The sequence below is a fragment of the Streptomyces sp. NBC_01244 genome (assembly GCF_035987325.1).
GTDB lineage: Bacteria > Actinomycetota > Actinomycetes > Streptomycetales > Streptomycetaceae > Streptomyces.
The window spans coordinates 7947802-7965549 of the sequence record NZ_CP108488.1; the positions used below are offsets into that span (position 1 = coordinate 7947802).

The 17748-nt window shown below is 73.1% G+C and carries 15 protein-coding genes and 1 riboswitch; of the genes, 7 read left to right on the forward strand and 8 right to left on the reverse strand.

Annotated elements, in window-relative coordinates; genetic code table 11:
- Positions 1-120: 120 nt before the first annotated feature.
- Both OG247_RS35370 and OG247_RS35375 read right to left on the reverse strand, forming a co-directional pair.
- Positions 121-747, reverse strand: a complete 627-nt coding sequence (locus tag OG247_RS35370; protein ID WP_442813495.1) for a DedA family protein — start codon at positions 745-747, stop codon at positions 121-123.
- A complete protein-coding gene (locus tag OG247_RS35375) occupies positions 744-1514 on the reverse strand; it encodes an MBL fold metallo-hydrolase (protein WP_327256039.1) in 771 nt (256 codons plus the stop codon). Before OG247_RS35375 ends, OG247_RS35370 begins: the two co-directional genes overlap by 4 nt.
- 144 nt (positions 1515-1658) lie before the next feature.
- Here OG247_RS35375 and OG247_RS35380 point away from each other — a divergent pair, with 144 nt between their 5' ends.
- The 5 genes from OG247_RS35380 (at position 1659) to OG247_RS35400 (ending at position 7918) form a co-directional block, all read left to right on the forward strand.
- Positions 1659-2063, forward strand: a complete 405-nt coding sequence (locus OG247_RS35380) for a hypothetical protein (RefSeq protein ID WP_327256040.1) — start codon at positions 1659-1661, stop codon at positions 2061-2063.
- Positions 2064-2252: 189 nt separating this feature from the next.
- Positions 2253-4343 (forward strand): phage holin family protein, encoded by a 2091-nt coding sequence (locus OG247_RS35385; protein ID WP_327256041.1) that lies wholly within the window; start codon positions 2253-2255, stop codon positions 4341-4343.
- Between the two features lie 124 nt (positions 4344-4467).
- Entirely contained in the window at positions 4468-4917 is a 450-nt protein-coding gene (locus OG247_RS35390; RefSeq protein WP_327256042.1) for an SRPBCC family protein, read from the forward strand.
- A gap of 128 nt (positions 4918-5045) precedes the next feature.
- The gene (locus OG247_RS35395; RefSeq protein WP_327256043.1) at positions 5046-6107 is read left to right on the forward strand and encodes an ATP-binding protein; all 1062 of its coding nucleotides are present in this window, start codon (positions 5046-5048) and stop codon (positions 6105-6107) included.
- Positions 6104-7918 carry a vWA domain-containing protein gene (locus OG247_RS35400; RefSeq protein WP_327256044.1) on the forward strand — a complete coding sequence of 605 codons (1815 nt, stop codon included), beginning with the start codon at positions 6104-6106 and terminating at the stop codon, positions 7916-7918. Before OG247_RS35395 ends, OG247_RS35400 begins: the two co-directional genes overlap by 4 nt.
- A gap of 4 nt (positions 7919-7922) precedes the next feature.
- Here OG247_RS35400 and OG247_RS35405 read toward each other — a convergent pair whose 3' ends face one another.
- On the reverse strand, positions 7923-9494 hold the full coding sequence (locus OG247_RS35405; protein WP_327256045.1) for an RNA polymerase sigma factor: 1572 nt from the start codon (positions 9492-9494) through the stop codon (positions 7923-7925).
- 213 nt (positions 9495-9707) lie between these two features.
- Positions 9708-10469: a methyltransferase domain-containing protein gene (locus OG247_RS35410; protein ID WP_327256046.1), complete on the reverse strand. Its 762-nt coding sequence runs from the start codon at positions 10467-10469 to the stop codon at positions 9708-9710.
- A gap of 90 nt (positions 10470-10559) precedes the next feature.
- A riboswitch (ZMP/ZTP riboswitch) is annotated at positions 10560-10660 on the forward strand.
- 28 nt (positions 10661-10688) lie between these two features.
- Here OG247_RS35410 and OG247_RS35415 point away from each other — a divergent pair.
- Together OG247_RS35415 and OG247_RS35420 are read left to right on the forward strand one after the other, a co-directional pair.
- Positions 10689-11588, forward strand: coding sequence for a bifunctional 5,10-methylenetetrahydrofolate dehydrogenase/5,10-methenyltetrahydrofolate cyclohydrolase (locus OG247_RS35415; protein WP_327256047.1), 900 nt, complete (start codon positions 10689-10691; stop codon positions 11586-11588).
- Between the two features lie 135 nt (positions 11589-11723).
- Complete coding sequence (locus OG247_RS35420; protein ID WP_327256048.1) at positions 11724-13250, forward strand: peptide MFS transporter; 1527 nt, start codon at positions 11724-11726, stop codon at positions 13248-13250.
- 11 nt (positions 13251-13261) lie between these two features.
- Here the strand turns inward: OG247_RS35420 and OG247_RS35425 are convergent, their stop codons facing one another.
- The 4 genes from OG247_RS35425 to OG247_RS35440 form a co-directional block, all read right to left on the reverse strand.
- On the reverse strand, positions 13262-14440 hold the full coding sequence (locus OG247_RS35425; protein ID WP_327256049.1) for an MAB_1171c family putative transporter: 1179 nt from the start codon (positions 14438-14440) through the stop codon (positions 13262-13264).
- Positions 14437-15867, reverse strand: a complete 1431-nt coding sequence (locus OG247_RS35430) for an NAD(P)/FAD-dependent oxidoreductase (RefSeq protein ID WP_327256050.1) — start codon at positions 15865-15867, stop codon at positions 14437-14439. Before OG247_RS35430 ends, OG247_RS35425 begins: the two co-directional genes overlap by 4 nt.
- 103 nt (positions 15868-15970) lie before the next feature.
- Positions 15971-16549, reverse strand: a complete 579-nt coding sequence (locus tag OG247_RS35435) for a toxin-antitoxin system, toxin component (RefSeq protein WP_327256051.1) — start codon at positions 16547-16549, stop codon at positions 15971-15973.
- The gene (locus OG247_RS35440; protein ID WP_327256052.1) at positions 16546-17634 is read right to left on the reverse strand and encodes a hypothetical protein; all 1089 of its coding nucleotides are present in this window, start codon (positions 17632-17634) and stop codon (positions 16546-16548) included. The genes OG247_RS35435 and OG247_RS35440 overlap by 4 nt, the downstream gene beginning before the upstream one ends.
- Positions 17635-17748 lie beyond the last annotated feature (114 nt).

Genomic DNA, 17748 nt, shown 5'->3' on the forward strand with positions numbered 1-17748 from the left:
CTGGGGCTCCGCCCCAGACCCCGCTCCCCAAACGCCGGAGGGGCTGGATATGGCTGACGCCGGCGAAATCCAGCCGCTCCAGCGGTGCCGCACCCGGGGCGGGTTCCGGGGCCGGCCGGGTCAGCCGCGGATGCGGCGCCAGACGGCCGGGGTCGCGCTGATGAGCACGGTGAGGGCGACCGCCACGGCCACGCCCTTCCAGGGTTCCGCGAAGAGGGAGCCGCCCACGATGCCGATCAGGCCGTAGGTCGCCGCCCAGGCCAGGCAGGCGGGGCCGTCGCCGCGGGCGAACCGGCGCAGGGGGAGCTCCGCGAGGAGGCAGGCCAGCATCACCGGGATGCGGCCGCCCGGGAGGAGCCGCGAGACCACCAGGACGAGTACGCCGTTCTCGTCGAGCTTGCGCTGCGCCTGGGCGAGGCGTTCCGGGGTCGCCCGCCGGCGCAGTGCTTCCAGCCAGCGCGATCCGTTCCGCGAGTGCACCCCGCGCCGGCCCAGCCAGTACAGCGCCAGGTCCCCGGCGAAGGCGGCCAGCGAGGACACCCCGAACACCAGCAGCAGCCCGAAGGGCAGGGAGTCCTGGTGGAACGCGACCACCGCGGCCGTACTGACCAGCGCGCCCGTCGGAATCACCGGCACCAGCGCGCCCAGCGCCACCAGCACGAAGAGGGTCGGGTAGCCGATCGCCTGCTGGGTGGATTCCGGCGGTACCTGCGCGGCCGCCTCCGCGAGCAGGGACAGGGCCCTCACGGCAGCCGCACCCGTTCGCCGTGCGCGGGCACCCGGACCGTCACCTTCGGCGCCTCCCGCCGGGCGCACCGTACGAACTCCTCGCCCGGCGCGTGGAACTCGTGCGGCCGCACCATGTCCATCCCGATCGGCCAGTACGTACCCCAGTGCACCGGAACCGCCGCCGCCGGCGCCAGCAGGGCCAGCGCCCGCGCCGCACCCGCCGCGTCCAGGTGCCCGGGACCCAGGTAGGGCCCCCAGCCGCCCACGGGCAGCAGGGCCACGTCCAGCGGTCCGACCTCCTCGGCCATCGAGTCGAACAGACCGGTGTCCCCGGCGAAGTAGGTCCGCGAGGAGCCCTCGATCACGTACCCGAGCGCGGGAGCGACCTGCGGGCCGAACGGCAGCCGCCGCCCGTCGTGCCGTGCGCCGACCGCCCGGACCCGTACGCCGTCCCCCACGGTCACCTTGTCGCCGGGCACCAGCTCCGTGACCTCCAGCCCCCGCACCCCGGCTATCCGCGCCAGCCCCGGCACCGCGCCCGGAGCCCCGCGCGGCACCAGCAGCCGGGTCCCGCGCGCGAGGCGCGCCAGCGAGGGCAGGTGCAGATGGTCGGCGTGCAGGTGCGAGACGAGCACCGCGTCGGCGACCGCGGCCTCCGGCGGGGGCACCGCCCCGCGACGGCGCCGCAGGTGCGCCAGCCGGCGCGCGAACAGCGGGTCCGTGAGCAGCCGGACACCGGAGTCCTCGACCGTGCACGTCGCGTGGCCCCACCAAGTGATCTCCACCGGCCCCTGCTCCCCTCCCTGGTCCCGCTTGCCACCGGGTCCCGTCCGAGCCTAAAGGCTGCCCGCCCGAACCGCCCGGAACCGGAGAACCGGGCCTCCACGCCCCCTCCTCCCCGGCGGCGGATCGGAGTAGGGTCGGGCGGCATGGATGAGCTGCGCGTGGCCGCGATCGCCAGCCTGGCCCCGCTGGAGGATCTGGACACGGATCCCTTCGCCGTCGACACCCGGAGCCAGCACGCCATGTGCGTCCGCTGGGCGGCCGATCAGGGCTACGTGGTGACCCGCCAACTGTTCCTCTACGGGCTGCGCGCCGACCACTGCGGGCTGTGGAGCGACATCGACGCCGGGCGCGTCGACCTGTTCGTCACCGCCAACCACCGGGTGCTGACCCGTGCGCTGCGTTCCGTGGGAGAGTTCACGGCCGAATGCGTACGGCGCGGCGTACGGCTGGAAACCGCCGGTCTCGACGAGCCGCGCTACACCTCCGCGATGAAGGCCGAGGTGCACCGCCGGCTCTCGATGCCGACCGCCGGATACGACGGCACGTAGCCCCCCGGCAGCCCCCGGCAGCCCCCGGCACCACCGGCAGCCTCCGGCGACGCCTGCGCCGCGCCCCCCCGTACGCACATCCGCCGCCCGTGTCACCCGGCCGGGCGGGCGCCGCTGTGCGAGCCTGGACACCGTGGTGACGGGGGCCCGTCGGCGCGGTGCGGGCCACGGTGGTGAGGCGGGTTCGGCGTGTCGCGAGGCCGGTGGCGGAGTACGGGCGGCGCCCTGGTGCGGGTGGTCATCGTCTGGGCGGTGTCCACCCTCACCATGCTCGTCCTGGCCGGAATCCTCCCCGACTTCAGGCTCCAGGCGGGCGCGGGCGGCGACCGCGACAGCATCACGCAGATAGGCCTGACGGCCGCCCTCGGCGCCGGCGCCTTCGGTCTGCTCAGCGCGCTGGTGTGGCCGGTCCTCGTACGCGCCCTGCTGCTCGTGCCGGCCCTGGTCCTCGGCCTGCTCGTCTTCTTCCTCAACGGCTCGCTGCTGCTGATCGCACTCAGCCTGATCCCGGCCGGCCGCGGCGAGGCGGACCCCGAGACGGCGGTGGTGGTCGCCGCCGTGATGTCCGCCGTCGCCTCCGCGACCTCCACCGCGCTCGCCGTCCGGGACGACGAGGCCTACCGGCGCCGGCTCTACCGACTCGCCGACCGCCGCCGTCGCCGCCAGCACCGCGCGGGCATGCCCGGGGCCGACGAGCGCGCCCCCGCCGTGGTGTTCCTGCAGCTCGACGGGGTCGGGTACGAGGTGCTGCGCCGCGCGGCCGGCAGCGGCCTGATGCCGACGGTGGGCGAATGGCTCGACCGCAGCCACCGCGTCACCTCCTGGCGCACCGACTGGTCCAGCCAGACCGGCGCCAGCCAGCTCGGCATCCTGCACGGCTCCAACTTCGACGTCCCGGCCTTCCGCTGGTACGAGAAGGACACCGGCGAGGTGGTGGTCTGCAACCGGCCCACCAGCGCCGCCGAGCTCCAGCGGCGGGCCGTCGAACGCACCGGGGACGGGGGCCTGCTCACCCTCGACGGGGCCAGCCGCGGCAACCTCTTCAGCGGCGGCGCCGGCCAACTGGCGCTCGTCCTGTCCGTCTCCGCCCGGCGCAGCCCGCACAACCGCTCCCGCGCGGGCTACTTCGCGTACTTCTCCGACCCGGCCAACGCGGTCCGCACGGCGCTCTCCTTCGTCGCCGAGGTGGCCCGCGAGATCACCCAGTCGGTACGCGGCCGCCTGCGCGGGGACCGCCCACGGGTCGCGCGCGGCGGGCTGTACCCGCTGATCCGGGCCTTCGCGACCGTGGTGGAGCGCGACGTCGTGGTCGCCGCGGTGATCGGCGACATGCTGGCCGGGCGCGCCGCGGTCTACGCCGACCTGGTCGCCTACGACGAGGTCGCCCACCACTCGGGCCCGCGCTCCCGGGACACCGAGCAGGTGCTCGCCCGGCTCGACCGCAGCCTCGCGCTCATCGCCCGGGTCGCCGAGCACGCGCCCCGGGAGTACCGGATCGTCCTGCTCTCGGACCACGGGCAGAGCCCGGGGGAGACCTTCCTGGCCCGCTACGGGCTCACCCTGAAGGACCTGGTCCGCGCGGGCTGCGGGCTGCCCGTGTCCCGGAAGGCCGGCCGCACCCACAGCGGCGCCGAGGCACGGGCCGCCGTACGGGCCGCCCTGCACCGGCCGGTGGAGGAGACCGACGAGGAGGTGCACCCCGCGGCGGGTCCGGACCCGGTGGTACTGGCCTCGGGCAACCTCGGGCTGATCTCCTTCCCGGACCTGCCCGGCCGGGCGTCGAGGGAGCGGATCGAGCGGGCGCACCCGGCGCTGCTCGCCACCCTGGCCAACCACCCCGGGGTCGGGTTCCTGCTCGTCGACGGGACCGTCCTGGCGGCCGGCGGGGCCGAGGCACGGCTGGACGAGCCGGGCGCGGCGGAGGAACTGCTGGCGGCCTTCGGCCCGGGCGCGGCGCAGGCGGTCCGGCGGACCGACACCTTCCCGCACGTGGCCGACGTGATGGTGAACTCGGCCTACGACCCGCGGACGGGCGCGGTGCACGCCTTCGAGGAGCAGATCGGCTCGCACGGCGGCCTGGGCGGGGAGCAGGGCCACCCGTTCCTGATGTGGCCGGTGGAGCTCTCCGAGCCGGTGTTCCGCCCAGACGGGGAGCTGGTGGGCGCGGAGGCGGTCCACGAGGTCCTGCGCCGCTGGCTCACCGAGGCGGACGGACCCCAGGTCCCGCTCCCCCCGGAGGTCTCCGTCGCCCCGGGCCCGGACCCGGCGCCCGCCTCCTAGGGCCTCGCGCGGATCCGCGTCAGCACCCCGTGCGGATCCGCCTCCGCCCGGAGGCATCGCGCGCCCGCCGACCCCGGGCGTACTTTGGAAACAGAGTCCATCAGGGGGGCTCCAAGGGGTCGCCATGTCCGCGATCAGCAACAGCATCGACATAGACCGCAGTCCCGAGGACGTCTACTCGTACATCACGGACCCCACGCACCTGCCGGAGTGGCAGGACAGTGCGGTGTCGGCCGTGCCGATGGGCGATCTTCCCGTCCACGTCGGTTCGACGATCCTCGTCACGCGGCAGATAGGCCGCCGTGCGATCCCCACGACCATGGAGGTCGTGGAAATGGATCCGCCGAGGAGCTGGCACTTCCACGGCGTCGACGGACCGGTCCGCCCGGACGTGCGGGGCCGCATCGAACCCCTCGACGGAGGCACTCGCTCGCGGGTGACCATCGCCGTCGACTTCGAGGGCCACGGCCTGGGCAGGGCGCTCGTCCCGCTCGCGGTCAAGCCCATGGTCCGCAAGGAGATGCCCCGCAGCGAGGAGAAGCTCAAGCACCTGCTGGAGCACTCCGCGGCCTGAGCTCCGCGGGGACGCCCCGGGAAAAACCGGATGCTCCGGGACATGCGGTGCGCCCACACTGGGCGCACCGCATACCGGGACCCGGTCCCGTACCCCGTACCCCGTACCCCTTAAGGACATCCCCGCCCGTGCAGGCTGCCGTCACCGTCACCCCCGCCCAGCTCCCCGAACTGCTCCTCGGCCTCGCCACCGTGCGGCCCGTGTTCCTCTGGGGAGCACCCGGCATCGGCAAGTCCTCGCTCGTGCGGAAGTTCGCCGACTCGCTGGGGCTGGAGTGCGTGAGCCTGCTCGGCACCCAGCTCGCACCCGAGGACCTGATCGGCGTACCGCAGATCCGTGACGGGCGTTCCGTGTTCTGCCCGCCCGAGGCCATCGCCCGCGAGGAGCCGTACTGCCTGTTCCTCGACGAGCTCAACGCCGCGGGCCCCGACGTACAGAAGGCCTTCTACTCCCTCATCCTCGACCGTCGGATCGGCTCCTACGAGCTGCCCGCGGGCTCCATCGTCATCGGCGCGGGCAACCGGGCCACCGACAACGCCCTGGCCCGGCCCATCGCCTCCGCGCTGGTCAACCGGCTCACCCACGTCCACCTGAACGCCTCCGCCGGGGACTGGCTGGTCTGGGCCGGCGAGCACGGCATCCACCCGTGGGTCACCGACTACCTCACCGACCGGCCCGACCACCTGTGGTCGCAGCCGCCCAAGACGGAGGAGCCGTTCTCCACGCCGCGCTCCTGGCACATGCTCTCCGACGCCCTGCACTCCTTCGGCCCGGACCTGGACGAAACGACCCTGAAGGTGATCGCCCACGGCACCCTCACCCCGGCGCACGCCGTCTCCTTCTGCGGTTACGCGAAGATCGTCCGCCATTCCTTCGGCATCGAGGCGATCATGAAGGGCGACGCGAACTGGCCCACCCGCCTCGCCGACCGCGACCTGCTCTACTACCTGGCCGACGCCTTCCGGGGCCGGCTGGTCAAGGAGCTGCCCGCACGGCGCGAGCACGTCTCGCCCGCCGTCCGGCAGACCGCGTGCCGGGCCAAGTCCCTCCTCGTGCAGCTCGCCGAGATCTCCGTCGAGGTCGCCCAGACCGTCATCGCCGACGACGCCGACGGCCTGCCCGTGCTGCCCGCCTGGTTCCTCGTCGAAGCGGCCCGTGACATGCCGCGCCTGGTCGAGGCCCGCCGGTGACCCGCGGCATCCGCAAGAAGACCGGCAACCCCAAGCCCGACCCCGCCGACCAGGCCTTCGCCGAGGGCCTCGCCCTGGTCAAGCGGAACCCTGCCCTCGCCGCCGTCTCCGCCAGCGTCTGCCGCCAGGCGAAGTGCCCGGCCACCCCCGCCGGAGGGCTGGCGGCCGTCGACTCCAACGGCACCGTCCACGTCCACCCCACCCGGCGCGCCACAGCCGAGGAATGGGCCTGGACGCTCTCCCACACGCTGCTCCACCTCGGCTTCGGACACGTCCCCGCCGCCAAGGACGAGGACCGCCCCCAGCCCGACCGCTTCGACCTGGCCGCCCGCTGCGCCGTCGTCAACCGCTTCCTGGCGAGCTTCGCACCCGGCTGGACTCCGGACCGCCTGCCCGCCGAGCACCCCGGCGGCGACGAGGACCTGCTCGCCGCCCGCTGGCGCCGCGACGGCATCCCCGCGGCCCACGAGAACTGCGGCACCGCCGGAGACCACCCCGACCAGGTCCTCGTGACATGGCGGGCGTGGAACACCACCGTCCCCGACTGGGAGACCGCCTTCGCGCACGCCCTGACCCGCAGCGTCTCGGCCGCCATGGACGTGGCCGGCGGCCGCCGCGACCGGGTCACCGGCGAGCGATCCCGCCTCCACCCGTGGGACCGGGCCCTCAACTGGTTCGTCTCCTCGTACCCGCTGCTCGGGGGGCTCGCCGCCGGGCTGAAGATCGTCGCCGACGCCGAGCTGGCCCGAGCCCAGGGCATCGACATCGCCGCCGTCAGCGCGAGCGCCGGGGAGATCTACGTCAATCCGCTGCGCAGCTTCACCGACGGGGAATGGCGGTTCATCCTGGCCCACGAGATGCTGCACGCCGCCCTGCGCCACGGGGAGCGCCGCGGCGCCCGCGACCCGTACCTGCACAACGTGGCCGCCGACTACGTGGTCAACGGCTGGCTCGTGGAGATGGACGTCGGCGAGATGCCCGAGGGGCTGCTGTACGACGCGGAGCTGCGGGACCTCTCCGTCGAGGAGGTCTACGACCGGATCACCGCCGACCTGCGCCGCATGCGCCGCCTCGCCACCCTGCGCGGCAAGGGCCGCGGGGACATCCTGGGCGAGCCGCTGCCCCACCCGGGCAGCTGCCCGTACACCGACCTGGACGAGTTCTACCGGCGCGGCCTGGTCCAGGGCTTCGACCTGCACGGGTACGGAGAGCGCGGACTGCTCCCCGCCGGGCTGATCCAGGAGATCCGGGCGCTGGCCCACCCGCCGGTGCCGTGGGACGCGGCGCTCGCCCGCTGGTTCGACGCGTACGTGCCCCGGCCCGTGGCCGTACGGTCCTACGCCCGCCCGGCCCGCCGTCAGGCCTCCACCCCCGACATCCCGCGCGCGGGCCGGTACTTCCCGCTCGAGGAGACCGCCCGCTGCACGTTCGGGGTGGTCCTCGACACCTCGGGATCGATGAACGCCGCCCTGCTCGGCAAGGCGCTCGGCGCCATCGCCTCGTACGCGGAAGCCCGCGACGTACCGGCCGCCCGCGTCGTGTTCTGCGACGCGGCGCCGTACGACGCGGGCTATCTGCCACCGACCGAAATCGCCGGGCGGGTCCGGGTGCGCGGCCGGGGCGGCACGGTCCTGCAACCGGGCATCGACCTGCTGCACCGGGCGGAGGACTTCCCACCCGGTGCCCCGGTCCTCGTGATCACGGACGGCGAGTGCGACACCCTGCGGATCCGGCGCGAGCACGCCTATCTGATCCCGCAGGGTGCCTCCCTGCCGTTCACGCCCCGAGGGCCGGTCTTCCGACTGACCTGACGGTTTAGTCGAGGTAGTCGCGCAGCACCTGCGAGCGCGACGGGTGACGGAGCTTCGACATGGTCTTCGACTCGATCTGGCGGATGCGCTCACGGGTGACCCCGTACACGCGGCCGATCTCGTCGAGGGTCTTCGGCTGGCCGTCGTTGAGGCCGTAGCGCATGGAGACCACGCCCGCCTCGCGCTCCGAGAGCGTGCCCAGGATGGACTGGAGCTGCTCCTGGAGGAAGGTGAAGGACACCGCGTCGGCCGGTACGACCGCCTCGGAGTCCTCGATGAGGTCGCCGAACTCGCTGTCGCCCTCCTCACCCAGCGGGGTGTGCAGGGAGATCGGCTCGCGGCCGTACTTCTGGACCTCGATGACCTTCTCGGGGGTCATGTCGAGTTCCTTGCCCAGCTCCTCCGGAGTGGGCTCCCGGCCGAGGTCCTGGAGCATCTGGCGCTGGACACGGGCCAGCTTGTTGATGATCTCGACCATGTGGACGGGGATGCGGATGGTGCGCGACTGGTCGGCCATGGCACGCGTGATCGCCTGCCGGATCCACCAGGTGGCGTACGTGGAGAACTTGAAGCCCTTGGTGTAGTCGAACTTCTCCACGGCGCGGATCAGACCGACGTTGCCCTCCTGGATCAGGTCCAGGAAGAGCATGCCGCGGCCGGTGTAGCGCTTGGCGAGGGAGACCACGAGGCGGAGGTTGGCCTCCAGCAGGTGGTTCTTGGCCCGGCGGCCGTCCTCGACGAGGATCTCCAGCTCGCGCTTGAACGCGGGCTTGTGGTCCTCCTCCTCTTCGAGCTTGTACTCGGAGAAGAGACCGGCCTCGATGCGCTTGGCGAGCTCCACCTCCTGCTCGGCGTTGAGCAGTGGCACCTTGCCGATGAGCTTGAGGTAGTCCTTGACGGGGTCGGCGGTGGCGCCGGCGACCATGACGGTCTGGGCCGGGGCGTCGTCCTCGTCGTCGTCGGACAGGACGAAGCCGGCGCTGCCGCCCGTCTTGGGCGTCTCCTTCTCGTCGCCCTCGTCCAGGTCCTCGGCCGCCCAGTCCTCGCCCTCGGCCACGGGGGCGTCGCCCTCGTCGCCGTCCTTGGCGGTCTTCTTCGTGGCGGCCGTCTTCTTCACGGCGGTCTTCTTCACGGCGGTCTTCTTGACCGCGCGCTTCTTCGGCGCGGCGGCGGCATCTGCCGCCACCTCCTCCTCGGTCCCGGAGGCCGACGGGTCGGATATCGCCGCGGCGGGGGTCGTGGCGGCCGTCTTGCGCGCACCGATGAGGCGCGGCGGGGCGGCGGCCTTCTTGGCGACGGTGCGCGCCGGGGCGGCCGCCTTGCGCGCCTTCTTGGCGGGAGCCTTCGTGGCGGGGGCGGCGCTGACGTGCAGCGCGACGCCCTCCTCGTCCAGGACCTGGTTCAGGCTGCGCAGGACCCGCTTCCACTGGTCCACCGGGATGCGGCCGGCCTCGAAGGCCTGGCGCACGTCATCACCGTTGATGTGACCCTGCTCGCGGCCACGCTCGACAAGCGCGACCAGGGCCTCGGATTCGGCGATCTCCGTGGGGAACGTACGGGACGGGCTGAGCGACACAAGGAGCCTCTCGTTGCGAACAGATAAGGGGTGGCGGGACATCATCGCGCGAACTCGGGAAACAGACCCGAGGGGGGTCTGTATTCCGGGCCGCACGAGGACACCTGTCGGTTCATCGCATGCCCGAGTAGATTCGTTACGCGCTGAATTGAGTGACCTGCGCCACGCTGCGACCGGGGAGCCGGTCGCGGGTGGTCGCGTCCGCCCGTTTTGTCAGCCCGTTTTGCGGGCCTCGATGAGAAAACGGGCGGTGTGTGCGACGAACGGGCCTTCGCGCTCGATCTGTTCGTGCAGCTCGCGCAACCGGTCCCGATGCTGCCCGACCGTGAAGCCCGGCACCATCCAGATCACCTTCCGTAGAAAGTAGATCACGGCTCCGATGTCGTGGAACTCCGTCCGCAGCCGCTCGGAGCGCAGATCGACCACCTCCAGCCCCGCCTTCGCGGCCTCGGCGACCGCGTCGTCGGGGTGCCGGGCCCGCCGGACCTCCTCCGGCTGCGGTCCCAGGAAATACTCCACGAGCTCGAAAACGCTCGCCGGGCCGACCTGCTGGGAGAGGTACGTGCCACCGGGCTTCAGCACCCGCGTGATCTCCTCCCACCAGATCGTGACCGGATGCCTGCTGGCGACGAACTCGAAGGCCCCGTCGCCGAACGGCAGCGGCGGCTCGTCGGAGTCCGCCACCACGACCGCGCCGAGCGGGTGCAGCAGTCTTGTCGCCTTGTCGACGTTGGGCGGCCACGACTCGGTGGCCACCGTCAGCCGGGGCAGGGGCCCGGCTCCGGCGAGCACCTCCCCGCCTCCGGTCTGGATGTCCAGGGCGGAATCGACCTGCGCCAGGTGTCGTGCCAGGAGGCCCTGATAGCCCCAGGAGGGGCGCTGCTCGGTGGCGCGGCCGTCGAGCCAGGAGAAGTCCCAGCCGTCCACGGAGACGGACTCCGCTTCCGCGACGAGATGGTCGAAAGTGCGCGTCATGTCTCGATCGTCCCAGGTCCGGCGCCGGTCATCCACCGGATTGCCAATGGCGGGGGCACGCCGGACATCCCGGGGGGTCGCCTACACTGGGCGGCGGGCCGTGACTGGCGTTCGGGTGGATCACCACCGGGGAGCGGCCCGGCGTACTCCCGCATCCCGTACGCCGACTGCCGCGCGCCTGGGCGAACCGCGATCCCGCAGCGACGCTCAGGAGCCCCGATGACAACTCAGACGACTGCCCAGACCGTTCAGCAGGCACAGACCGCCCGGCTGATGGACGGCACCGCCCTCGCCCGCCGCATCTCGGAGCGGACCGCCGAGTACGCCGCGAAGATCACCGAGCGCACCGGCACCGCGCCCTGTCTGGCGACCGTGCTCGTCGGCGAGGACCCCGCGTCCGTCACCTACGTCCGCATGAAGCAGAACCGTTGCGCCAAGGCCGGGATCACCTCCCGCCACGTGGAGCTGCCGGCCGCGACGACCACCGAGGAGCTCGTCGCCACCCTGACCGCGCTCTCCGAGGACCCGGAGATCAGCGGCATCCTGCTCCAGCACCCCGTCCCGCACCACATCGACGAGCGCGCCGCCTTCGAGGCCATCGCCCCGGGCAAGGACGTCGACGGGGTCACCATGCACTCCTTCGCCGCCATGGGCTTCGGACTGCCGGGCTTCGTCTCCTGCACCCCCGGCGGCATCATGCGCCTGCTGGAGGCCTACGACGTGGACCTGACCGGCAAGCACGCCGTGGTCGTCGGCCGCAGCGCGATCCTGGGCAAGCCCGCCGGGATGCTGCTGCTGGAGCAGAACGCCACGGTCACCTACTGCCACTCGCGCACCGTGGACCTGCCGTCCATCGTCCGCCAGGCGGACGTGCTGGTCGCCGCCGTCGGCAAGGCCGAGTTCATCCGCGGCGAGGACATCAAGCCGGGCGCCGTGGTCCTGGACGCCGGCTACAACGAGGGCAACGTCGGCGACGTCCACTTCGAGTCGGCCGCCGCACGCGCCTCGCTGATCACCCCGGTACCGGGCGGCGTGGGCCCGATGACCATCGCGGTGCTGCTGGAGCAGACCGTCCAGGCCGCCGCCGCGCAGGCCGGCCTGGCCCTCGCGGACCTCTGACCCGGTCCGCACCCCCCGCCGCAGGCGAACGCCCCGGGCCCTTCGGTCCGGGGCGTTCCGTTTCCTCCGGTAACGGGCCGAAAGACCGATCCCGGTCCGGCGCGACAGGGCTCCAATGAATATGTGAAGCCTTCGATGGATATGCAGAAGCCCCCGGCGTCGGACGCAGCACCGGACGCGGCGGCGGTGGGCGGGAAGCGCCACCCGCGCGGGCTCGCCACCCTCGTCCTCGCGGAGCTGTGGGAGCGTTTCAGCCTCTACGGCATGGTCGCCATCCTCGTGCACTTCCTCGCCGCATCCCGCGGCCACGGGGGCATGGGACTCCACGAGGGCACCGCGGAGGCCGTGGAAGGCGTCTACATGGCCATGATCTCGCTGCTGGCGCTGCCCGGCGGCTGGATCGCCGACCGCTTCCTCGGCGCCCGGCGGGCGGTCCTGTGGGGCGGCGTGGTCATCATGGCGGGGCACGTCCTGATGGCGGTCCCGAACCCGGTCTTCGTCTGGCCCGGTTTGGCCCTCATCGTCATCGGCACCGGCCTGCTCAAGCCGAACATCTCCGCGCTGGTCGGCCGGCTGTACGCCGCCGACGACGACCAGCGGCGCGACGCCGGCTACTCGATCTTCTACATGGGCATCAACCTGGGCGCCGTCATCGCCCCGCTCGTCGTCGGCTACCTCGGCGAGGAGGTCAACTGGCACCTCGGCTTCGGCGCCGCCGCCGTCGGCATGGCCCTCGGCCTGGTCCAGTACGTCCTCGGCGGCCGCCGCCTGTCGGAGCAGCTGCGGGCGGAGCCCGTGGTCCGGCTCACCCCCGCCGAGCGGGCCAAGGTGCGCAAGTCCTCCTCGTACGGCCTGGTCTTCACCGCCGTACTGATCACCCTGCTGGCCGCCTCGCACGCGCTGAGCATCGACAACATCACCTTCGTGCTGACGATCGTCGCCGTGGTGGTCCCGGCGGGCGTGCTGCTCTCGATGTACCGCAGCCCGAAGATCGACCGGGTCGAGAAGACCCGGCTGCGGGCCTACGTCTGGCTCTTCCTGGCCGCCACGCTGTTCTGGCTGGTCTACGACCAGATGGGCAACGAGCTGAACCTGTTCGCCGCCCAGAAGACCGACCTGTCCCTGCTCGGCTGGCACATCCCGGCGAGCTGGACCCAGTCGCTGCCCTCGCTGTTCGTGATCATCCTGGCCCCCGTCTTCGCCGCCTTCTGGGTGCGCCGGGGCAAGCACATGAGCACCCCGTTCAAGTTCGGCCTGGCCCTGCTGCTGACCGGCGCCTCCTTCGTGGTCATGTCGGGCGCCGCGGCAATCGCCTCCAGCGGGGTCAAGGTCTCGCTGATGTGGCTGGTGGGCGTGTACGTGATCCAGGTGATGGGCGAGATGTGCCTGAGCCCGGTGGGCCTCTCGGTCACCACGAAGCTCGCTCCGCGGGCCTTCACCAATCAGATGATGGGCGTCTGGTTCCTCGCCGCCGCCACCGGAGACGCGATCGGCGCGCAGCTGCCCCGGCTCGACGCGGTCATCGGCCAGAGCTGGAACTTCCTGTGGCAGGGCGCCATGGTGATCGCGGCGGGCGCGGTGATGGTCTTCTTCACCAAGCGGCTCAAGGTGCTGACGGGCGAGGCGGCCGCCGCTCGGGAAACGGTGGCGGTGGCGGCCTGACCGGCCAGGTCTCAGGCGGGGGCCGTGGCCCGGCGGCGGGCCTCCGCCACGATGGGCGAGGTGTGGAACTCCCGGGCCAGCTCCGTCAGCGGCCGGCCGCCGAGGCGGCAGGGCTCGGCGGGACCGGATCCGGGGCCGGGTTCCGCCCGGCCGGAGGCGGCACGGCGCCGGCAGGCGGCCGCGAGTACGGCCGCGTCCGCCACCAGGGCGGCGCCCCGCTCGCACCGGCCCTGGGCCAGCGCGGCCTCGTAGGCCTCGCTCCGGACGGCGGGGTCGAACCAGGAGGCGAGCGCCAGCAGCCCGTCATCGATCACCGATTCGCGGTGGATCAGCCGGATCCCGACGGGGGACCACCAGGCGAGCGGCACCGTCATCACACTGGACGCGGCGAACCCGTGCAGGGCCTTCCACAGCGGACGCAGCCTGCGGTACTGGCTGAGCTCCTGCCAGGCCGCCGATCCGCCGACCAGGGGCACGATGAACCCGGTTCCGACCAGCAACGCCGCCGCGGAGGCGAGCGGCGGCGCCAGATCGGTGGACAGGCCGTCCCAGTCCCGGCCGGACCAGCGGGCGCCGACCGCCGCCCACTTCGCGACGAGATAGCCCACGTCCAGCACCATGCCGGACATGAGCAGCGCCAGCCCGGTGCGCAGCGCCCGCAGCGCCGGGTCCACACGCCGCAGCCACTTCCAGCACAGCAGGGTCAGCGCCGTGCTGCCGACGGCGTGCGCGGCCAGGTAGAGGGCGATCATCTCGCGCATCCACGGGGTGTTGGCGTAGTACGTGTCCAGGTCGCGCAGCCGCTCGACCGGCGCGTCCCCCCTAGCGAACAGGAAGACGATCGTCACGACGACGGCGCCGTACGCGACCACCGTGATCCGGGTGGCCCGGCGGACCCCCGGCGTCGGGCCGCCGCCCCAGTGCAGGACCAGCACGATGCACGACGCGGAGAACGCGGTGAGCGTGCTGTAGACCAGGGGGGCGGAGAAGTTGTCGATGCCGGTGAGCCGGTTGACCGCGGCGATCGTCGGGGGCGCGGACAGGAACATGGCGAGGGAACCGACGACGAGCAGCGTGCACACGGCACGCATCAGCGGCTGGTCCCGGCCACGGCGCAGGGTCGGAGCCTTGACGGCCAGAGCCAGGAGGATCACGAACCCCGGAACGTAGAGGATGAGCCCGTCCGTCATCGGGGGCCTAGTGCTGTGACGGGGTCGGCCTCTTGGTCGAGTCCCGCGACGGCCCGCTCGGCGGCGGTCAGCGGCGGGGCCCCCAGCGCATCGCGGTCCGAGGCGCGCAGGACCTGCCAGAGCACCGACGGCTTGACCCGGTGGGCGGGCGGGCCGCTCATGGTGACGACCTCCAGGTAGGCGGCGGTCAGCTCCTCCCGGGTGGTGGCCCCGGTCGCGAGCCGGGAGACGTAGGAGTGGAGCAGGCCGGCGCCGGCGCGCGGCTCCGTACCGGTGGCGCCCGGGTACAGGATGTCCTGCGAGGTGGCGAACTCCCAGGCGGCGTCCACCTGCGGGGCGAGGGCGCGCTGCGCCTCCATGCCGATGGCCGGGTGGGCCAGGCTCTTGGCGCGCAGCAGGGCGCGGACGGCCAGCAGCCCCTTGGCCGCGACCGTCAGGCCCTGGCCGTAGAGCGGGTTGAAGGCGGCGACGGAGTCGCCGACGGCGAAGAAACCGCCGGGGAGCCGGGCCTTCTCGAAGAAGACCCGGCGATTGGCGGTGTCCTGGGTGACGGCGACGTCGGTCAGCGGCTTCCTGCCCTCGAGGAGCTCGCCGACGATCGGGTCGCGGATGCCCTTGGCGAACGGGATGAACGCGTCGGGGTCGCCGGTGGGCCGGCCGCCCCGGGTCCCGGAGAGGGTGGCCTGCCACCGGCCGTTCTCGATGGGGACGATCGTCGCGGTTTGGCCGGGGACCGGGACCCGGGGGTCGGACTGGACGTTGACGATGGGGAAGCCCACCTCGTGGGCTCCGGCGGGGGCCTCGAAGATCCTGGTCGCGCAGACCAGGCCGGAGTCGACCTCCGCCTGCCGGACGCCGTCCACGCCGAGCGCCCGGAGCCAGGCACGGGCCCGGGAGCCGCGACCGCTCGCGTCGACCACGAAGTCGGCGGTGATCAGCCGGCCCTCCCCCTTCGGGGTGTCGACACGGACGCCGGTGATCCGCGCCGCGGTCCCCTCCAGGGAGCGGACCCGGCCGCGCTGGAGGGTGGTGACCCCGTGCAGGGCCATGACCCGGGCGCGGACCACGGAGTCGAGGAGGTCACGGCTGCAGGAGACGCCGAACTGCTTCTCCCCGTACCGCGGGATCCAGCCCCGGGCGGTCTTGGCGACCAGGTCGGTGGGCAGGCTGCGGCGGATCGCCCCCGCTGCCGTCCAGTCCTCCATGATGCCCGGCAGGATGTCCTCGACGGCCCGGGCGCCACCCGACCACAGGACGTGGACGTGGCGGGCCTGCGGCAGTCCGCGCCGGGGCTCCGGGAGCTCGGGCAGGATGTCGGCGTCGATGATGGTGACCGTCGCGTGCTCGGCGAGGACGGCGGCCGCCAGGAGGCCGGCCATGCTGCCCCCGATGACGACGGCGCGGCGGGGTGGGGAGGACTGGGTCATCGTGTGGTGCTCTCTGTCAGGGCCGTGCGCGTGCGCATCGGCGGAATGGGTGCGTCGGCGGGAAGGCGGTGGTCAGCCGCCGGGGGCTTGGGCCGGGGCCCGCTCAACGTCCACAGCCGAACGAGGTCTTGATGCGCTCGATCGCCTCGGGTACCTGCTCCTCCCGGGGCGGTGGCAAGAAGGCCTTGAGGATCTTTCCGAGGTACAGGCCGAAGGTCTCCGCCCGGACCTCCGCGGGATCGCTGCGGTCGGCCCGGGCGGCCGCCTGCCGCAGCACGGCGCCCAGCCCGTCCTCGGAGTGCAGCCCGTCCTCGGAGTGCAGCAGCTCCGTCAGGCGGCCGCCCCGGCCGGTCAGCCGGGCCGCCACCGCCATGCCCTGGCCGTGCCGGTCGCAGGTTCCCTCGTCCAGGTGCCACAGCTCGTGGCAGGCGATGACGAGCTGGTGCTCGGGCCGGGTGCGCTCCTCGATGACGAGGAGGTCGCGGTCCTCCATCTCCAGCCACAGCCCGCTGGCCGTGTCGGGCGGGAAGGTGGCGAACCGGAACAGCACCGGCCGGTCGCGGCCGCTCCCGTAGGCGGCGCACAGGCTCCCGATGATGCCGGGGGCGTCCGTGCCCGGAGTCAGGCGCGCCGCCGCCAGCAGATCGTCGCCGAGCCTCCGCATGGCCCGTGTGGTCCTCATGGCGCTTCCCCTTCGGCACTGCGGTCGATGCCATCGGCGCCGCCCGGCGGGCTGGGGGCCGGCGGGCGGCCCAACTGCCCTTCCCGCGCGAGCAGGTCGTCCAGGTAGTCCGCCAGCGACTTCCAGCCGCCCGGCGAGAGCCGGCCGGCCCGGGTGACGATGCTGCGCACGTCGTGCGCCCGCAGCACGGCGAGCATCGGGTTCTCGGCGTGCCGTTGCGAGGACCGCAGTTCGCGCTCGATCCCGGTGAGCGCCCCGGTCAGCGCCTCGGTGTCGTCGGCCAGCAGGAAGCCGCTCTCGACCCCGTAGAAGCGTTGGATCCCGGCGGCCGCCGCGAGGTTGGGGAGCCCCTCGCCCTGGGCGAGGCGGGTCAGCGACTGGCCCGAGGCGTCGAAGGAGCCGGCGATGGCGGAGAGGGAGTGCGCCTGTCCGTCCTCCCGGGGGCGGGTGCGGCGCAGGTGCTCGAAGCGGCGGCGCACCTGCTCCTTCAGCGGGAGCCGGGGCGGGTTGCCGTCGAGGGTGAGCCGGATGTCCTGCGGGGTGATGCCGGTGAGGTACGAGAGGCGTTCGAGGTCGTCCGCGGCGCCCTCCGCCCGACCCTCCGGTCCGGAGCCGGAGCCGGAGCCGGATCCGGGCCCGGGTCCGGACCCGGAGCCGGTGGTGGCCAGGGCGCGCTCCACCGCGCTCTTGCTGTCGGCGAGCAGGAAGCCGGCGTACACCCCGAAGAACCGCTGCACGCCGGCCGCGTGGCCGAGCCGGGGCAGTCCGGTGCCCGCGTTGAGCGGGCCGAGGGAGGCGCCGGGGGCGTCGAAGTCCTCGGCTATGGCCGCGAGCGACCACTCCCGGCCGTGCTTGTCGCGGCGGGTGGCGCGCAGCCGCAGGAAACGCCGGTGCACCCGCTCGCACAGCGGCAGTTCGGTGGCGGTGCCGTCCAGTATCCGGGGCACTCGAGCCGGTTCGACCCCGGACAGCAGGCTGAGCCGTTCCACGGCGAGCACGTGCGCCGGGTCCTGGCCGCACCGCTCCGCCAGTGCCGCGACACGGGCCCGGACCTCGTGGAGGCCGGGTCGGTCGGTGGCTCGCACCGAGTGTTTCTCCGTCAGTAGAGAGATGGCTTGAACTGGTTGCTCTGCGTGAAGCCTAACCCCCGGTTCCGTGGCGGAAAAGGGCCGTCCCCCACCTTTCTTTCCGCTCAGCTC